The sequence below is a fragment of the Luteimonas sp. e5 genome (assembly GCF_054031035.1).
Genome location: NZ_JBSTRX010000001.1, coordinates 893,236 through 908,634 on the forward strand (window position 1 = coordinate 893,236; position 15,399 = coordinate 908,634).

Annotated in this window: 10 protein-coding genes and 1 tRNA gene; 8 read left to right on the forward strand and 3 right to left on the reverse strand. The window is 66.3% G+C overall.

Annotated features, from left to right (window positions below):
* Window positions 1–15 precede the first annotated feature (15 nt).
* Complete coding sequence (locus tag ACW11F_RS04210; RefSeq protein WP_456995619.1) at window positions 16–1,173, forward strand: isovaleryl-CoA dehydrogenase; 1,158 nt, start codon at window positions 16–18, stop codon at window positions 1,171–1,173.
* A gap of 22 nt (window positions 1,174–1,195) precedes the next feature.
* Here the strand turns inward: ACW11F_RS04210 and ACW11F_RS04215 are convergent, their stop codons facing one another.
* Complete coding sequence (locus ACW11F_RS04215) at window positions 1,196–2,821, reverse strand: serine hydrolase domain-containing protein (protein ID WP_456995620.1); 1,626 nt, start codon at window positions 2,819–2,821, stop codon at window positions 1,196–1,198.
* Between the two features lie 3 nt (window positions 2,822–2,824).
* The gene (locus ACW11F_RS04220) at window positions 2,825–5,809 is read right to left on the reverse strand and encodes a TonB-dependent receptor (RefSeq protein WP_456995621.1); all 2,985 of its coding nucleotides are present in this window, start codon (window positions 5,807–5,809) and stop codon (window positions 2,825–2,827) included.
* Between the two features lie 284 nt (window positions 5,810–6,093).
* On the opposite strand from ACW11F_RS04220, the gene ACW11F_RS04225 reads away from it, so the two are divergent.
* From ACW11F_RS04225 to ACW11F_RS04240, 4 genes are all read left to right on the forward strand, one after another.
* Window positions 6,094–7,521 carry a C40 family peptidase gene (locus ACW11F_RS04225; protein ID WP_456995622.1) on the forward strand — a complete coding sequence of 476 codons (1,428 nt, stop codon included), beginning with the start codon at window positions 6,094–6,096 and terminating at the stop codon, window positions 7,519–7,521.
* A gap of 40 nt (window positions 7,522–7,561) precedes the next feature.
* Window positions 7,562–8,665, forward strand: coding sequence for a dipeptide epimerase (locus tag ACW11F_RS04230; RefSeq protein ID WP_456995623.1), 1,104 nt, complete (start codon window positions 7,562–7,564; stop codon window positions 8,663–8,665).
* Window positions 8,666–8,668: 3 nt separating this feature from the next.
* Window positions 8,669–9,529, forward strand: a complete 861-nt coding sequence (locus ACW11F_RS04235; RefSeq protein WP_456995624.1) for a MurR/RpiR family transcriptional regulator — start codon at window positions 8,669–8,671, stop codon at window positions 9,527–9,529.
* A gap of 91 nt (window positions 9,530–9,620) precedes the next feature.
* Window positions 9,621–10,877, forward strand: a complete 1,257-nt coding sequence (locus ACW11F_RS04240; RefSeq protein ID WP_456995625.1) for a dicarboxylate/amino acid:cation symporter — start codon at window positions 9,621–9,623, stop codon at window positions 10,875–10,877.
* Between the two features lie 81 nt (window positions 10,878–10,958).
* On the opposite strand, the gene ACW11F_RS04245 is transcribed toward ACW11F_RS04240, so the two are convergent.
* Window positions 10,959–13,850 (reverse strand): TonB-dependent receptor plug domain-containing protein, encoded by a 2,892-nt coding sequence (locus ACW11F_RS04245; RefSeq protein ID WP_456995626.1) that lies wholly within the window; start codon window positions 13,848–13,850, stop codon window positions 10,959–10,961.
* 203 nt (window positions 13,851–14,053) lie between these two features.
* Here ACW11F_RS04245 and ACW11F_RS04250 point away from each other — a divergent pair.
* From ACW11F_RS04250 to ACW11F_RS04260, 3 genes are all read left to right on the forward strand, one after another.
* A tRNA-Ala gene (locus tag ACW11F_RS04250) sits at window positions 14,054–14,129 on the forward strand.
* 93 nt (window positions 14,130–14,222) lie between these two features.
* Window positions 14,223–14,969 carry a deoxyribonuclease V gene (gene nfi / locus ACW11F_RS04255; RefSeq protein WP_456995627.1) on the forward strand — a complete coding sequence of 249 codons (747 nt, stop codon included), beginning with the start codon at window positions 14,223–14,225 and terminating at the stop codon, window positions 14,967–14,969.
* Entirely contained in the window at window positions 14,966–15,397 is a 432-nt protein-coding gene (locus ACW11F_RS04260) for a hypothetical protein (protein WP_456995628.1), read from the forward strand. Before nfi ends, ACW11F_RS04260 begins: the two co-directional genes overlap by 4 nt.
* Window positions 15,398–15,399 lie beyond the last annotated feature (2 nt).

Consider the following 15,399-nt stretch of genomic DNA (forward strand, 5'->3'; position numbering starts at 1 on the left):
GCGCAGGGGTGAACCATGCACATGCCGAAGATCAACGAGGAAATCGACGCGCTGCGTGATGCCGTGCGCCGTTTCGCCGAGGCCGAGATCGCGCCGCGTGCCGAACGCGCCGACCATGACAACGAGTTTCCGCAGGAACTGTGGCCCAAGCTCGGCGAAATGGGCCTGTTGGGCATGACCGTGTCGGCCGAGTTCGGCGGCAGCGAAATGGGCTACCTCGCGCATCTGGTGGCGATGGAGGAAATCTCCCGCGCTTCCGGCTCGATCGGCCTGTCCTACGGCGCGCACTCCAACCTCTGCCTCAACAACCTGCATGCGAGCGGCAACCCGGCGCAACGCGAGAAATACCTGCCGAAGTTGTGCAGTGGCGAGCACGTCGGCGCATTGGCGATGAGTGAGCCGGGTGCCGGCTCCGACGTGGTCGGTTCGATGAGCTGTCGCGCCGAATTGCGCGGCGACGTGTGGATCGCCAACGGCAACAAGATGTGGATCACCAACGGCCCGGAGGCCGATGTGCTGGTGGTGTACATGCGCACCGCGCCGAAGGAAGCCGGCAGCCGCGGCATGACCGCCTTCATCGTCGAGCGCGGAATGAAAGGCTTTTCCACCGCGCAGAAACTCGACAAGCTGGGCATGCGTGGCTCCAACACTTGCGAACTGGTGTTCGAAGACTGCGAAATCCCCGCGGAGAACGTGCTCGGCGAGGTCAACCAGGGGGTCAAGGTGCTGATGGCCGGGCTCAATACCGAACGTCTGGTGCTGTCCGGCGGCCCGATCGGCCTGATGCAGGCCGCACTCGACATCGCCCTGCCCTATGTCCGCGAACGCAAGCAGTTCGACGTGCCGATCGGCACCTTCCAGCTGATGCAGGCGAAGATCGCCGACATGTACACCGCGCTGGCATCCAGCCGCGCATTCGCCTATCAGGTGGCGCGTGATTACGATGCCGGCCGCAACAGCCGCGTGGATGCCGCCGCATGTCTGATGCACGCCAGCGAAGCGGCGGTGCAGGTCACGCTGGAGGCGATCCAGGCGCTTGGCGGCAACGGTTACATCAACGAGTTCCCGACCGGCCGCCTGCTGCGTGATGCCAAACTGTATGCGATCGGTGCGGGCACCAACGAGATCCGCCGCATGCTGATCGGCCGCGAATTGTTCGCCGGCCACGGCTGAGCCGCGGCGCGGCGAACATGCATCACCGCGTCGGCGTGCACTCGGCGACGCGCTCGAAGTCGAGATCCTCGAAGTCGTCGCTGAAATCGCCCGCCGGGTCGAACTTGGCCATCAACAGCCGCGCGGGCTGCCCCTCGCGACGCGGCTGCGGACGCAGCCAGGCATCACCCGCCGGGCTGCCTTCCCAGGCCACCAGCCAGCCCTCGCCGCTGCGCATCACCGGCCCCTTCAGACGTGGCGACTTGCTGGAGGCGAAGTGCACGCCCTGGCCCTGCGGGCAAATCCGCACCTCGCCGAACCAGGCATCGCGCCACACCCCGAGTACCTCGGCAAGCTCGCCCGCACGCGCCGGACGTCGCGCATCGCGCGCTGCGGCGCCACTGGTGGCGGGCTTGCCTTCGGCCGCCGCCGCGCGCTCCTCGGCCAGCAGTCGCGCATAACCGGCCACGCCGGGATTGGCCTCGGGCCGGGTGAAGTGCTTGGTCAGGCTTTGCATCAGCACGGTGCGCGCTTCACCGGCATTGCCGTTGATCAGCAGCACGATGCCGACATTGCGTTCCGGCAGCAGGGTCAGTGCCGAATACATGCCCGACAGGGTGCCGGTATGTGCCACCCGTTGCGTGCCATCGACGTCGGACAACCGCCAGCCGTAGCCGTAGGCACTGTAATGACTGCCATCCCAGCGCCGCATGCGCGCCGTCAACGGCATCGGTTGCTGCGCGGCCCAGACCGCCTCGCGTTGCGTCGCGGACAGCCACGGCCGGCCATCGGCCTGCACGCCCACGTGCTCGGGATCGAGCCACATCGAGGCCCAACGCAGCATGTCGTTGAGGCTGCAGCGCACTCCCCCGGCCGCGGCCATGGTGGTTTCCGGCACCTGTTCCGGATCGGCATTGACCACGACATTCCTGTCGTCACGGCGCCGATGCGGCTGCGCCACGTTGCCGACCTCGTCGCGTGCGAAACCGCCGGCATGGCACCGCGTGAGTCCCAGAGGCTGGAACACCTCGCGCTGCATCAGGGTTTCGTAGCTGGCACCCGCTGCCGCCGCTGCCACTTCACCGGCCACGATGTACAGCGTGTTGTCGTAGGCATAGCGCGAACGGAAGCTCCACTTCGGCCGCAGGTAGCGCATGCCGTGCAACACGTCGGCACGGGTGAAGTGATTCGGCTCGGGCCACAGCATCAGATCGCCCGCCCCCGCCGGCAGACCACTGTTGTGGATCAGCAGGTCGCGCACCTGGATTTCGCGGCTGACCCAGTCCTCGTGCATGCGGAAGTCCGGCAGGTGCCGGATCACCGGGTCATCCCAGTTCAATTTGCCCTGGTCGACCAGACGCGCAAGCATCGCACCGGTCATCGCCTTGGAATTGGAGGCGATCTTGAACAGGCTGTCGGCATCGATCGCGCGGCCACTTCCGGCCACCAGCTCGCCACGCGTGGCGCGATGGATCACTTCACCATCGCGCACCACGCCCACGGCAATGCCCGGCAGGGAATAGCGCTCCACTGCGGCATCCACTTCGCGATCGATGAAGCTGGCAGTTGCGTCCGCCGCCTGCGCCAGCAGGGGTAACGGCGACACCAGCCCGAAAAGGGCCAGTGTCGTCGTCAGGCGCAGGCGACGGACGCGGTCAGTGCTCGACACTGCTCAGAAGCTCCAGCTCACGACCAGCTCGCTCCAGCGCGGCCCCTGCCAGCGCGTGCCCTGACCCCAGGTCTCGCGATACACGCCCGGACCCGCTTCGTAGCGCGAGTGCACGTTGATCACGCGCTGGTTGTTGGTCAGGTTGTGCACCGAGAAGCGCGCGCGCAGATCCGAGCTGCCGAGCGACTTGTGCCAGTTGAGGCTGGCACCCAGGGTCCAGGTCCACGGCAGACGGCCCTTGGAGCCACGTGGGGTCCACTCCAGCACGCGGTTCAGCGGATCGCTGCAGTTGGCCACGCAGATCCACGCGGAACCACCACCCGAACCCTCGGTGACGAAGCTGCCGGCACCGATGGTGTCGTTGGGCCAGGTCACGCCGAGCGCGGTGAGCGGGCCGCCGGACTGGCCGGTCAGGCTGCCGCCAACGCTCCACTGCTCGTTGAACGCATAGCTGCCGCGCAGCTTGATCTGGTGGCGGCGGTCATTGAACAGGAAGCCGTAGCTTTCGTTGTTGGCCGGGTGGTCCCAGTGCTGGACCATGCCGGTGTCACCGTAGTTGGTGTCGGAGTTGACCGGGCCCTCGTGGTTGCCTTCCAACTTCGACCACAGGTAGGAAGCGTTGAACGACCACTTCTCGTCCCAGGCACGGTCGATCTGGAACTCCACCGCCTTGTAGGTGCGCTTGGGCGTGGCGTAGCCGACGATCTCGTTGCTGCCGCCCTTCATGTAGCCCTCTTTCGAGGTGTCGATGGTGACCCAGCCATCCTGCGCACAACCCATGTCGGTAGTGCCCCACAGGGTGACTTCCTTGCCGGGGTTGGCGATCGGCCACAGATTGCCGTGGCGCACGCCGCACAGCGCGTTGATGCGCATGTCGTCAAGCGCGTTCTTCATCCGGCGATAGGTGCCGTTGACGCCCCAGGACCACGCCGGGCTGAGCATGGCCTGGTAGCCGAGGATCATTTCATCCTGATACACCGCATCCAGATCGCGGCTGACGCTCTGCCGCAGGTCGTCGACGCCGATGTTGTAGCTGTCGTCCACCGGCCCGATCTGTGCGCCGATGATCGGCGCCATGTACGGCGCACCGGTCACCGGATGCACTTGCTGGGTCCAGCCTTCGAGCACGTGGAAGGTGCGCTCGTCGGTCAGCCCGCCGGCAAAGGTGTAGTTGATGTTGTTGGTGACCGGCAGGTAGTAGCGACCCAGATTGCCGAACAGCTTGCTGCTGCCATCACCCTTCATGTCCCAGGAGAAACCCAGACGCGGCGACACCAGATTGTCCATCTTGATGAAGCTGCCGCCCGCTGCGGTCTTGTTGTCGAATGCATCGACACGAACGCCGAGGTTGATCAGCAGATTCGGCGTGACGTTCCAGTTGTCTTCCAGGTACCAGGCATTGGCGGTGGTTTCGAACACGCCGCCGTCGATGCGTCGGCGCCCCATCAGAAAGGCGTCAACGCCCGGCGGCAGCAGCGTGCCGTTGTCGAGCTCCTGGTTCGGGCTGGTGCGGCCATAGGCCACGTACTGCACGCCGCTGCCCGGGTAGAACGAACTGCGATCGGTGCTCATCACTTCACGATCCAGGCCGAAACGCAGCAGGTGATTGCCCAGCTGCCATTCGAAGTCGAGGCGTGCGGCCTTGCGTTCGTCGGCATGGCTGAGCACGCTGCCGCCGGTATGGCAGCCCAGCGATGGCGAGCCCATGGCGGCGTACGCCGCGCCATAGCTGGCCACGTTGTAGGTCACCCAGTCACAGATGCCATCCACCGGCGAACGCCCGAACGCCTGGCTCTGGTTGACGCCGTACAACGCGCGGGCGGTGAAGTTGTCGCCGAAGTGGCCGGTATAGGTGACCGACCAGTTCTTGCCGCCACTTTCGCTGTAGCTGTTGCTGCCATCGCCGGTACGGGTGCGGGTATCGAAGTCGTAGTTCCATGCGGTGGTCACCGACTTGGCTTCGTCGGAGAACGCCAGCAGTTCCAGCAGGTGGTTATCGGTGATCTGCCAATCGAGCTTGGCACCCCAGAAGCCGTCCCCGTCGTCCTTGCCCTTGTAGAACGTGGTGCCGCTGTTGTTGGTATAGGTGCTGCGGCTGTCGCGATCCTCGTACATGGCGAAGAAGAACAGCCGGTCCTTGACGATCGGACCCGAGGCCCAGACGTTGGTCTTCAGGAAATGCGACTTGTCGTGGCTGCCGCGCTGGCGCAGGGTCCCGTCGTTGTACCAGCGGTCACGCGGCGCTTCGCGCCCCCATTCCGGCTGCCAGGTGACTTCCACGCCACCATGGAATTCGTTGCTGCCCGAGCGGGTCACCGCGTTGATCACGCCACCGGTGCTGCGGCCGAACTCGACCGAGTAGCCGCCGGTCTTGACCTGGAACTCCTGGAAGAACGCAAACGGCGCGGCCGACCAGCTCTGCCGGCGATAGAAGTCGGTGACGTTCAAGCCGTTGATGAACACCGAGTTCTCGGCCACCGACGAACCACCGAAGGAAATGCCGCCGAAGCTCGAGTTGCCGCCGATCACGCCCGGCGCGAGCATCGCCACCGAACCCAGGCTCTGGCCGACCGGGATGCGCGCGATCTCCTCGCGATTCATCACCGTGGCCGACTCGATCGAATGCACGTCCACACGGTTGATGATGCGGCTGCCGACCACGTTGACCCGGTCCAGCGCACCGCTGGGTTCCAGGTTGGCGGTGGTGGTGCCGCCGACGGTGACGTTGATCTGGTAGGTCTGATCACCGGACTGGATGGTGTAGTCACCGATTGGCAACTGGCTCAGGCGATAGCTGCCATCGCTGCCGGCGGTGACCGTACGCTGGAAGCCGGTGGCCGGGTTGATGATGGTGACCTGCGCACCGGGCGCGGCGCGTCCGGTCACTGCGCCGGTCGCTCCCTGCGCCAGCAGCGGCTGCGTGCCGACCATGGCGTAGAGGCAAGCGCCTACCATCGCCGACAACACTGAACGCTTGATCGTCTTCATGCCCTGTCCTCCCGATCACTTGCTGAAAGCCGGCGCCACGGGCGCGACGACGGCATGGAATGTTGCTTTCGGCCTTCCCCGGGCCGGGTGGTGCCACATTGCGGAAAAGTTGCAGACCATGTCGATTTCGCACTTGTTCCAGACTGTGGATGTGCTCTGTGTAGCATGCACAGTGCAGCCGGTCAATAATTTATTCCATGAATGCGTGATATAAGAATACCTATTCCACACCACGAGCCGCCATCGTGAAGACCCCAAGCATCCGACCCGCCGTTCCCTCTTTCATGTCCCGCGCGGCGCGCGCCGGCTTGCTGCCGATGCTGCTGCTGGCGGCCGCCTGCGCCAGTGCCACGCCGCGCAGCCAGGACGCCCCGAGCGTACCTGCCGCACAAGCCAGCGCGCAGGAGCAGATCATTCCGCATGTCAGCCGTGCGCAACTGACACCCGAGTACTGGGCCCGGCGCAGCCAGGCGCCGGACTCGGCACTGCTCGATGCCGAGGCCATCGCCGCGCAGAATGCGCGCCTGTATGCCGAAGACCCGAGCATGCATGACCTGCGCGCGGTGCCCGCGCGCCTGCCCGGCAGCGACGTGCGCAAGCGCATCGAGTCCCTGTCCAAGGCGCCTTCGCGCACGCTGTACGACATCGACGGCAAGCCGATCCCCGCTGCACGCATCGAGGCATGGGTGCGCGATGCCAACATCGCCGCGATCCCGACCGAAGTGAGCGTGCGCCATGCACTGGTGACGCGCCGTGCGGACCTGCGTACCTTTCCCACCGCCACCCGCGTCTTCAGCCGCGTCGGTGATACCGACATCGACCGCTTCCAGGAAAGCGCCGTGTTCCCCGGTACCCCGGTGTTGCCGCTGCATCACAGCCGCGATGGCGAGTGGGTGTTCGTGATTTCGCCGCGCTATGCCGCGTGGATGCGCAGCGACCACCTCGCCGAGGGTGTGGCCGCCGACGTGTTCGGCTATGCCGAACGCAGGCCATGGCTGATCGTGACCGGCGCGCGTGCGGAAACCGTGTACGCACCGGAACAGCCGCAGCTTTCGCGCCTTTCGCTGGACATGGGCACCCGCGTCCCGCTGCTGACCGACTGGCCGGCGAACCGTGCGGTCAACGGCCAGCTGCCAGCGGGCGCGTGGGTGATCGAACTGCCGGTGCGCGATGCCGACGGTCGCCTGCGGCTCTCGCCCGCGTTGCTGCCCAGGTCCTCGGACGTGTCCACTCACTACCTGCCGCTGACCACCCGCACCCTGCTGACCCAGGGCTTCAAGTTCCTCGGCGAGCGTTATGGCTGGGGCCACAGCTACGACGCGCGCGACTGCAGCGGCTTCGTCTCCGAGGTCTATGCCGGCTTCGGTGTGCAGATGCCACGCAACACCTCCGATCAGGGCAAAAGCCCGGCCTTCAACACGCTGGAAGTGCCCGAGTCGATGTCACGCGAAGAACGCATCGAACTGATGAAGACACTGCAGGCCGGCGACCTGATCTACATTCCCGGCCACGTGATGATGGTGCTCGGCCACGAGGATGGTCTGACCTACGTCATCCACGATACCCCGGGGGTGCGCTACCGCGACGAGCACGGCAACAGCACCCGCTATCCGCTCAACGCGGTGTCGGTGACGCCGCTTGAACCGCTGCAACTGGGCGAGGACGGTTACTACATCGACAGCATCTACAGCGTGCAGCGCATGCGTCGCTGATGCCACTCGACACCCTTCATTCGCAACTTCGGCCACGCCCATGAAAATCACCGCCATCGAACTCGGCCTGCTGCGGGTCCCGCTGAAAACCCCGTTCAAGACCGCCCTGCGCAGCGTCGACCATGTGGAAGACATCATCGTGCGCATGCGCACCGACCGTGAAGACGCCATCGGCTGGGGCGGCGCGCCGGCCACGGCGGTCATCACCGGCGACACGCACGGCTCGATCGTCGCCGCGATCCGCGACTACATCGCGCCACGGCTGATCGGCCGTCCGATCGCCGAACACAATCGCAACATCGCGCTGATCCAGGGGGCGCTGGAGCGCAACACCTCGGCCAAGGCGGCGGTCGAGATCGCGCTGTATGACCTGTTCGGCCAGCTACATGGCGCGCCGGCCTACCAACTGCTCGGCGGTGGCGATCCGGTGGTCAATACCGACATCACCATCAGCGTCGATTACATCGACAAGATGGTCGCCGATTCGATCAGTGCAGTGGAGCGTGGCTTCTCCTCGCTCAAGATCAAGGTCGGCAAGGACATCGGCGTGGACATCGACCGCGTGCGCGCGATCCATGCCGCGGTCGAAGGGCGCGCGCTGCTGCGGCTGGATGCCAACCAGGGCTGGACCGCCAAACAGGCGGTCTACGCGCTGCGCAAGCTCGAGGACAGCGGCGTGCACCTGGAGCTGGTCGAGCAGCCGGTACCGGCGCGCGACCTGATGGGCCTGAAGTTCGTTTCCGACCGCGTCAACACCCCGGTGATGGCCGACGAGTCGGTGTTCGGCCCGCCCGAGGTGATCGAGTTGATCCGTCTGCGCGCTGCCGACATCATCAACATCAAGCTGATGAAGACCGGAGGACTGTCCAATGCGATCCGCATCGCCGACATTGCTGCCGAACACGGCATCGATTGCATGATGGGCTGCATGCTGGAATCGTCGGTCAGCGTGGCTGCCGCGGCGCACCTGGTGGCCGCGATGTCGCAGGTCATCACCAAGGTCGATCTGGATGGTCCGTCGCTGTGCCTGCATGACCCGGTGCTCGCCGACACCCAGTTCAACGAGTCCGAAATCACCCTGGGCACGCGTCCGGGCTTCGGCGTCATCGACGTGCCCGACCTGCTGCCGGTGGCAGGCGGCTGACGCATGCCGCTGCTGCGCATTCGCGCCGCGCGTGACCAGATGTCGGCGATGGATCGGCGCATCGCCGATTACATCGTCGACAACGCGCACTACCTGCGTGACTACTCTTCGCAGCAACTTGCCGACGCGCTGGGCATCAGCCAGTCATCGATCATCAAGTTCGCACAGCGCCTGGGCTTCAAGGGCTACCCCGACCTCAAGTACTCGATCGGTCAGGCGTTGGCGCGCGAAGCCGGCAACGGCGATGGCGATGCCACCACCCAGGCACCCGATGAAAGCGTGCCATTGCATCCGCATGCGCAGACCGCGGACGCGCTGTGGCGGCTGAAGGCACAGGCCGAACAGGAAACCCGCCTGCTGAACCCGCCGGAAAGCCTGGATGCGGTCGCGCGCGCGATCCACCGTGCCAACGCGGTATTCGTGATCGGGCTTGGCGAGGACGGCATCCCGGCGCGTGCGTTCGCGATGAAACTCTCGCTGCTCGGCATCCTCGCGGTGCATCACTTCGACCCGGCATTGATGGCCGCCGGGCTGTCCGGCGCCGGGCGCAACGACGTGCTGCTGCTGTTCTCAGAACAAGGCCAGCAGCCGATGCTGAGCCGCATGCTGGACGACTTCCAGCCGCGCATCGGCCATGTGGTCAGCGTCACCCGGCATACGCCCAACCCGTTGCGCGCGCAGGCCGACCTGTCACTGCTGGTCGCCGCGCATGACGAGCGTCCGCACATCGAGCCGCTGCTGTACCAGGCCGCGCTGCAGCACCTGCTCGATGTGATCTTCGTGCTGCTTTGCGAGGCGCGCAAGCAGTCCAAGGCGGCGGTCGGCGCCAACCTCGAACGCATGCACGAGATCCTTTCGCCATGAGCAGGTGGCAGGACCGCGCCGGTTCGCCGGTGCACGCCATCCTTGCCCCGCTGCATCCTCCTTCCACCGATTCCACGTCGAGCATCCAACGATGAAGTTGCCGTTCTCCACCACCACCCGCGTTCTGCTTGCTCTCGCCTCCGCCGCCGTGGTCGGCCTCGCCCTGGCCTGGCTCGCTCCGGCCGCCGCCGAGCGCGCGGTGGCCATCGCCCAGCCGGTCGGCAAGGTCTGGCTCAATGCCTTGCAGATGACCGTGGTGCCGCTGGTCGGTGCGCTGGTCATCCTCGGCGTCGCCACCGCCAGCGATGCCGCCGCTTCGGGGCGCATTGCGCGCCGCGCGATCGTGATCTTCCTCGTCCTGCTGACCCTGGCGGCGACCTTTGCCGCCTTCGCCGCGCCCGCCCTGCTCGGCCTGATCCCGCCCAGTCCGGAGCTGACCGCCGCGCTCAAGGGTGCCGCCGGCGTGCCCGCGAACGTGGAACCGCCGCGCCTGTCGGACTGGCTGACCGGAATGGTGCCGAGCAATGCCATCGCCGCGGCCGCGGCCAGCGCGATGCTGCCGCTGGTGGTGTTCTCCCTGTTCTTCGGCTTCGCACTGGTGCAGATCGATGCACAGCGCCGCGAACGCCTGCTGGAACTGGTGCAGGGGATCGCCGACGTGATGATCGTGATTGTGCGCTGGGTGCTGCTGGTGGCGCCGATCGGCGTGTTCGCGCTGGTGCTGGCGGTAACGGCCCAGGCCGGCGCCTCCACGCTCAAGGCGCTGGGCATCTACATCGGCCTGCTGTGCGTGCTGTACCTGGTGGTGACGGCGATGGTCTATCCGCTGGTGCGGGTGTGGACCGGCCGCGGCATCCGCGAGTTCGCCAATGCCATCTTCCCGGCGCAGGCGGTGGCGATGAGCACGCAATCCTCGCTCGCCTCGACCCCGGCGATGATCGAGGCCGGCAGTCGCCGCCTCGGCATCCCGATGGCAACGGTGTCGCTGGTGATTCCGATGGCGGTATCACTGTTCCGCCTGACCAGCCCGGTGCAATACATCGGCGTCGCCGCCTTCGTCGCCTGGGCCTACGGCATCGAAATCAGTGCGCTGCAATGGCTGGCCGCGGTCGCACTGGCGGTGGTGGTGAGCCTGGGTTCGGTCGGCCTGCCCGGCCAGGTCAGCTTCATGGCCACCAACATGCCGGTGACCCAGGCGCTCGGGTTGCCGGTCGAGCCACTCGGCCTGCTGCTGGCGGTGGACACCATCCCCGACGTGTTCGCCACCCTCGGCAACGTCACCGCCGACGTCAGTGCCGCCGAACTGGTGGATGGCCGCGAACGGCCACGCACCGCGCCGGTCGCCTGACAAACTTCCCCTTGCATATGAACGGAGGCCGCGCAATTGCGCGGCCTCCGACTGTTGCTCCTTTGGTCGTGAGCGGCGTGCTCAGAAGAACGTGTACTCGAACATGAGGGTGTAGGCACGCCCGCGCGGATCGGCGATGCGCGGCTCCCACGCGGCACCGGCGGCAAAGTCGTTCTGGTGCGCGGTGAACGGCGGATCGGTATCGAACAGGTTCTTGATGCCGAAGCCCAGACGCATGTTGCGGAAGCCGGTGTACTGCAGGCTGTAGTTGTAGGTGGTGTAGCTGTCCACCCGCTGTGACCACTCCGGCGGCAGGTAGCTGTCATTGCGCACGCTCACCGGGCGCTCGTCGTAGTAGCCGTCGCGGTACAACTGCGACAGGGTGTGCGTCCACGCGCCGCGGTTCCAGCTGAAGTTGAGGCTGTGCTTCCAGCGGATCGGCAGGTTGTAGTAGCGCACGTAGTCGCCGACCAGGTTCGAGGTGTACGGCAGGGTTTCCAGCGCCTTGGTGCGGAAGGTATCGATGTAGCTGCCGTTCCAGCCCAGGTGCCAGCGCCCGCCGGCCATGTCGCCGCGCAGGTTGACGTCCAGCTCGATGCCGCGCATCAGGCTGCCACCGGAGTTGATGTAACGACGGTCGAGCTGCACCACTTCGCCGCTGGCATCGCGGATCCAGTTGTCGCGGAACAGGTCGTAGTACTCGATCAGCACGTCGCGCGGCGCCGAGCGGATGGTGTTCTCGCGCTCGATCTCCCACCAGTCCAGCGCGATGTTGAAGTAGGCGTTGGGCGAAAACACCATGCCCAGGCTCTTCTGCTTCGCGGTTTCGGGCAGCAGCGTGTCCTTGCCACCGAACAACTCCACCGGGCGGATGCTCTCGCAGCCCGGAACCCCCGGCTGCACATGGCCGCCCGGGCAGCTTCCCGGATCGGCCAGGTCAAGCCCGGTGTACAGCACCTCGCTGACCCCATTGTAGAGCTGGTTGAACGAGGGCACCTTGAAGCCGGTGCTGTACGCGCCGCGGAACAGCAGGCTGTCGTTGGGCTGGTACTTGAACGAATACTTCGGATTGGTGGTACTGCCGAAGCCGTCATAGCGGTCATGGCGTCCGGCCAGGTTGAGGTCGAAGCCCTTGAACAGCGGCAAGGCGAACTCGACGAACACCGCGCGCACGTTGCGGCTGACATCGTCCAGCGCATTGGCATCGTCGAACGGCGCGTTGAACACCGGGCGACGTTCGCCGCGCTGGTCGCCCTCGAAGCGGAACTCCTCGCGGCGCAGGTCCACGCCCGCGGCCATGGCCACCGGGCCACCCCACAGGTTGAAGCCCAGCTCACCGGAAATCGAGGCATCCAGCTGGGTAACCAGCGATTCACCGCCGTACAGGCGCACGCCGCGGGCCGAGGCGGCCTCCAGCGCGGCCAGGCCTTCCGCACTCTGGCTCTCGCCCGGCAGCAGGAAGGGATTGATCAGGCCACTGCCGAGCACCTGCTTGAGGGCATCGGTGTAGTGGTAGCCGCTGCCAAGGGTCGAATGCGAGCGACTGGATGCGCGCGAAAGGCCGACGTCGTAATCCCAGTTGCCGAATGCACCGTTCATGCCGACCAGGAAGCGGTAGGCCTTGGTGTCGGTCTGGATCTGGCGCGGACCGCAATCCACGCAGCGCCAGCGGTAGGCGATGGGCGCACCGTAGTTGAGCCCGTCGGTACCGAAGTAATCGGCGATCGCACCGTAGATGCGGTCGTACGTTGCCCGGGTGATGTCATTCAACGGATACCAGGTGCTCGGCCCGAGCGAGGTCTCCGCCAACGAGCTGCTGGACGAAATCTGCTGCGGCTCGAAGGTCTTGGCCACCTCGACCCGCGAGCCGGTCAGCTCCACGTACGCCTGATGCTGTTCGCCGACGCGGAACGTGGCACGACCGATGAAATCGATGCTGTCCTGCGGCTGGATGATGACCGCCGCGGCCGGGTAGTCCCAGGCGCAGGCATAGCGCGAGCCCGCCACGCCCCACAGGCGGTACGCATACGGACCCATGTCGGGGCCGGCGGCTTCGCAGCCGATGCCGCCGGGCAGGTTGGCGGTGTTGATCGCGGTCATGCGCACGCCATCGCCGGAAGGATCGAGCAGGCCGGTACCGAGCATGCTGCTGGAGCCGATCGCGCTGGTGCCGAGGCTGAACACGGTGGCATGGGGCGTGCCACGGGTATCCGGCGACAGGCCGCGCGCGGGCTGGAACGTGTTGGAGAAGTCGCGATCCGAGCCGCGCAGGATGCCGACCTTGCGGTAGCTCAGCGTACCGAAGGCATTCCAGCGATCGGTATCCAGATCGCCATGGCCGAACAGCAGGCTGCCGCGGTACATGTTGCCGCCACCCGCCTCGGTCATGTCGACGAACGCGTTGGCCTGCAAGCCCTGGTAATCGCTGCGGGTGATGAAGTTGATCACGCCACCGATGGCATCGGTGCCGTAGATCGCCGAAGCGCCGTCACGCAGCACTTCCACGCGTTCGATGGCGGCGAACGGGATCGCGTTCAGGTCGACCGCACGGCCCTTGAGGCCATGGGTGGCGACGCGCCGCCCGTTCAGCAGCACCAGGGTGGCATCCGCACCCTGCCCGCGCAGGTTGGCGCCGGACACGCCGTTGTTGCCGCGCTGCTCCTCATGCACGATGCCGGCATTGCTCGACAGGTTGTCCGACCCGTTGCCGGCGATGTTGAGCGCCATCAGCAGCTGCTCGGCCGAGGTGATGCCCTGCTGTTCCATCTGCTCCTTGCGGATGGTGGTGATCGGCAGTGCCTCCTCCTGCTGCGTGCGCTGGATGCGCGAGCCGGTGACGGTGACCCGGTCCAGGGCGCCGCTGCTGCTGTCCTGACTGCTGCCGGCATCCTGTGCGAATGCGGCAGGCGTGGCCAGCGCCGCCAACAGCGCGACGGACAGGCGGTGAAGACGGATCGTGCTCTTTCTTGACATGAAGTTCCCCGATGACGATGTGGTGTGATGCCGGGCGTGTTCCCGTCACGCAACTGCAATAGCCGGCAGCAGCATCGAATCTAGCGCACCCGGAGGCGGCCTGTCATGCTGCCCTGCAGGCCCTCCGGTGCGTTCTGCCGCGGGCCATCGCGCGCGCTGGCACCGGCCGCGTGATGGCGCTACACTTCCCCTCCCGATTGCATGGGGCCATAGCTCAGCTGGGAGAGCGCGTCGTTCGCAATGACGAGGTCGGGAGTTCGATCCTCCCTGGCTCCACCATTTCACGCAAAGCCCGCCTCGTGCGGGCTTTGTCGTTGCTGGCCGGCACATGCATCACGGCGGGCATCACGCAAGACTGGCTAGACTGCGCGCATGAAGGATCCGCGCGCCCTCCCGCCGATGCCCGCCTGGGATGGCGACGTGCGCGCCGCACGCTCGCTGCAATCGGAGCTGGCGCAGCGCGTGTGCATGCGCGACGACTTCCCGCAGCCAGTGCGGACCGTGGCGGGCTTCGATGTCGGTTTCGAGGACGCCGGCGCCACCACCCGTGCCGCGGCGGTGCTGCTGGATGCCGATTCACTGCAACCACTGGCCAGCCATGTTGCACGCCTGCCGACGCGGATGCCGTACATTCCCGGGCTGTTGTCCTTCCGCGAACTGCCGGCATTAATCGAGGCGCTGCGCGGACTGCCGCGACTGCCGGATCTCGTCTTCATCGATGGCCATGGCATCGCCCATCCGCGCGGCCTTGGCATCGCGGCGCACTTCGGGGTGAGCACCGGACTGGCCAGCATCGGCGTGGCGAAGAAAAAGCTGGTCGGCGAATTCGCTTCGTTGCACGAAATGCGTGGCGCATTCACGCCGCTGCGGCTGGCTGCGGACGGCGCCGCGCCCGGCCCGCAAATCGGTTGGGCGCTGCGCAGCAAGCCTGGCTGCCTGCCGCTGTTCGTCTCACCGGGACACAAGGTGGCGATGGCTTCCTGCGCCGAACTGGTGATGCGCTTCGTCACCCGCTATCGCCTGCCCGAGCCAACCCGTCTGGCCGACCGCCTGGCCTCGCGGCGCGGGCCGATGCCACCACTGGCGGAGTCACCTGCTTCGGGTATCGTGGACGCATGAAAACGCGTGAGCTCCTCCTCGTGACCCTCGCCGCGCTGGTGCTTGGCGGCTGCCAAAGCATGGCGCCACGCAACGCCAGCGCAGCGGGCGAATACCCGTTGCGTCTGGGCCAGAGCCTGCAACTTCCCGATGGCAGCCGATTGCAGTATCTGCGCGTGCTGGATGATTCGCGTTGCCCGCTCAACGTGCAGTGCATCCGCGCCGGGGATGCCGAGATCGAACTGCGCTGGAGCGTGGCCGACGAAGCGCCTCGCGCAGTCCGCATCAATACCGACCGCAACAACCTGCATGGTTCGCCGCAGACCGTGACGCTCGGCGAATGGCGACTGAGCCTGACCTCGCTGAGCCGGCACAAGGCACCGCGGGCACGCTTCTGCCTGCAACCGGTGCAGGCCACTGGCGCCACCGGCGGTTGCCGCATCCACTGAGC

What these genes read in the sequence shown, in the direction of transcription:
- ACW11F_RS04210 (WP_456995619.1), top strand. Translation starts at nt 16, where the DNA reads ATGCACATGCCGAAGATCAACGAGGAAATCGACGCGCTGCGTGATGCC.
- ACW11F_RS04240 (WP_456995625.1), top strand. Translation starts at nt 9,621, where the DNA reads ATGAAGTTGCCGTTCTCCACCACCACCCGCGTTCTGCTTGCTCTCGCC.
- ACW11F_RS04225 (WP_456995622.1), top strand. Translation starts at nt 6,094, where the DNA reads ATGTCCCGCGCGGCGCGCGCCGGCTTGCTGCCGATGCTGCTGCTGGCG.
- ACW11F_RS04260 (WP_456995628.1), top strand. Translation starts at nt 14,966, where the DNA reads ATGAAAACGCGTGAGCTCCTCCTCGTGACCCTCGCCGCGCTGGTGCTT.
- ACW11F_RS04235 (WP_456995624.1), top strand. Translation starts at nt 8,669, where the DNA reads ATGCCGCTGCTGCGCATTCGCGCCGCGCGTGACCAGATGTCGGCGATG.
- ACW11F_RS04220 (WP_456995621.1), bottom strand. Translation starts at nt 5,809, where the DNA reads ATGAAGACGATCAAGCGTTCAGTGTTGTCGGCGATGGTAGGCGCTTGC.
- ACW11F_RS04230 (WP_456995623.1), top strand. Translation starts at nt 7,562, where the DNA reads ATGAAAATCACCGCCATCGAACTCGGCCTGCTGCGGGTCCCGCTGAAA.
- nfi (WP_456995627.1), top strand. Translation starts at nt 14,223, where the DNA reads ATGAAGGATCCGCGCGCCCTCCCGCCGATGCCCGCCTGGGATGGCGAC.
- ACW11F_RS04245 (WP_456995626.1), bottom strand. Translation starts at nt 13,850, where the DNA reads ATGTCAAGAAAGAGCACGATCCGTCTTCACCGCCTGTCCGTCGCGCTG.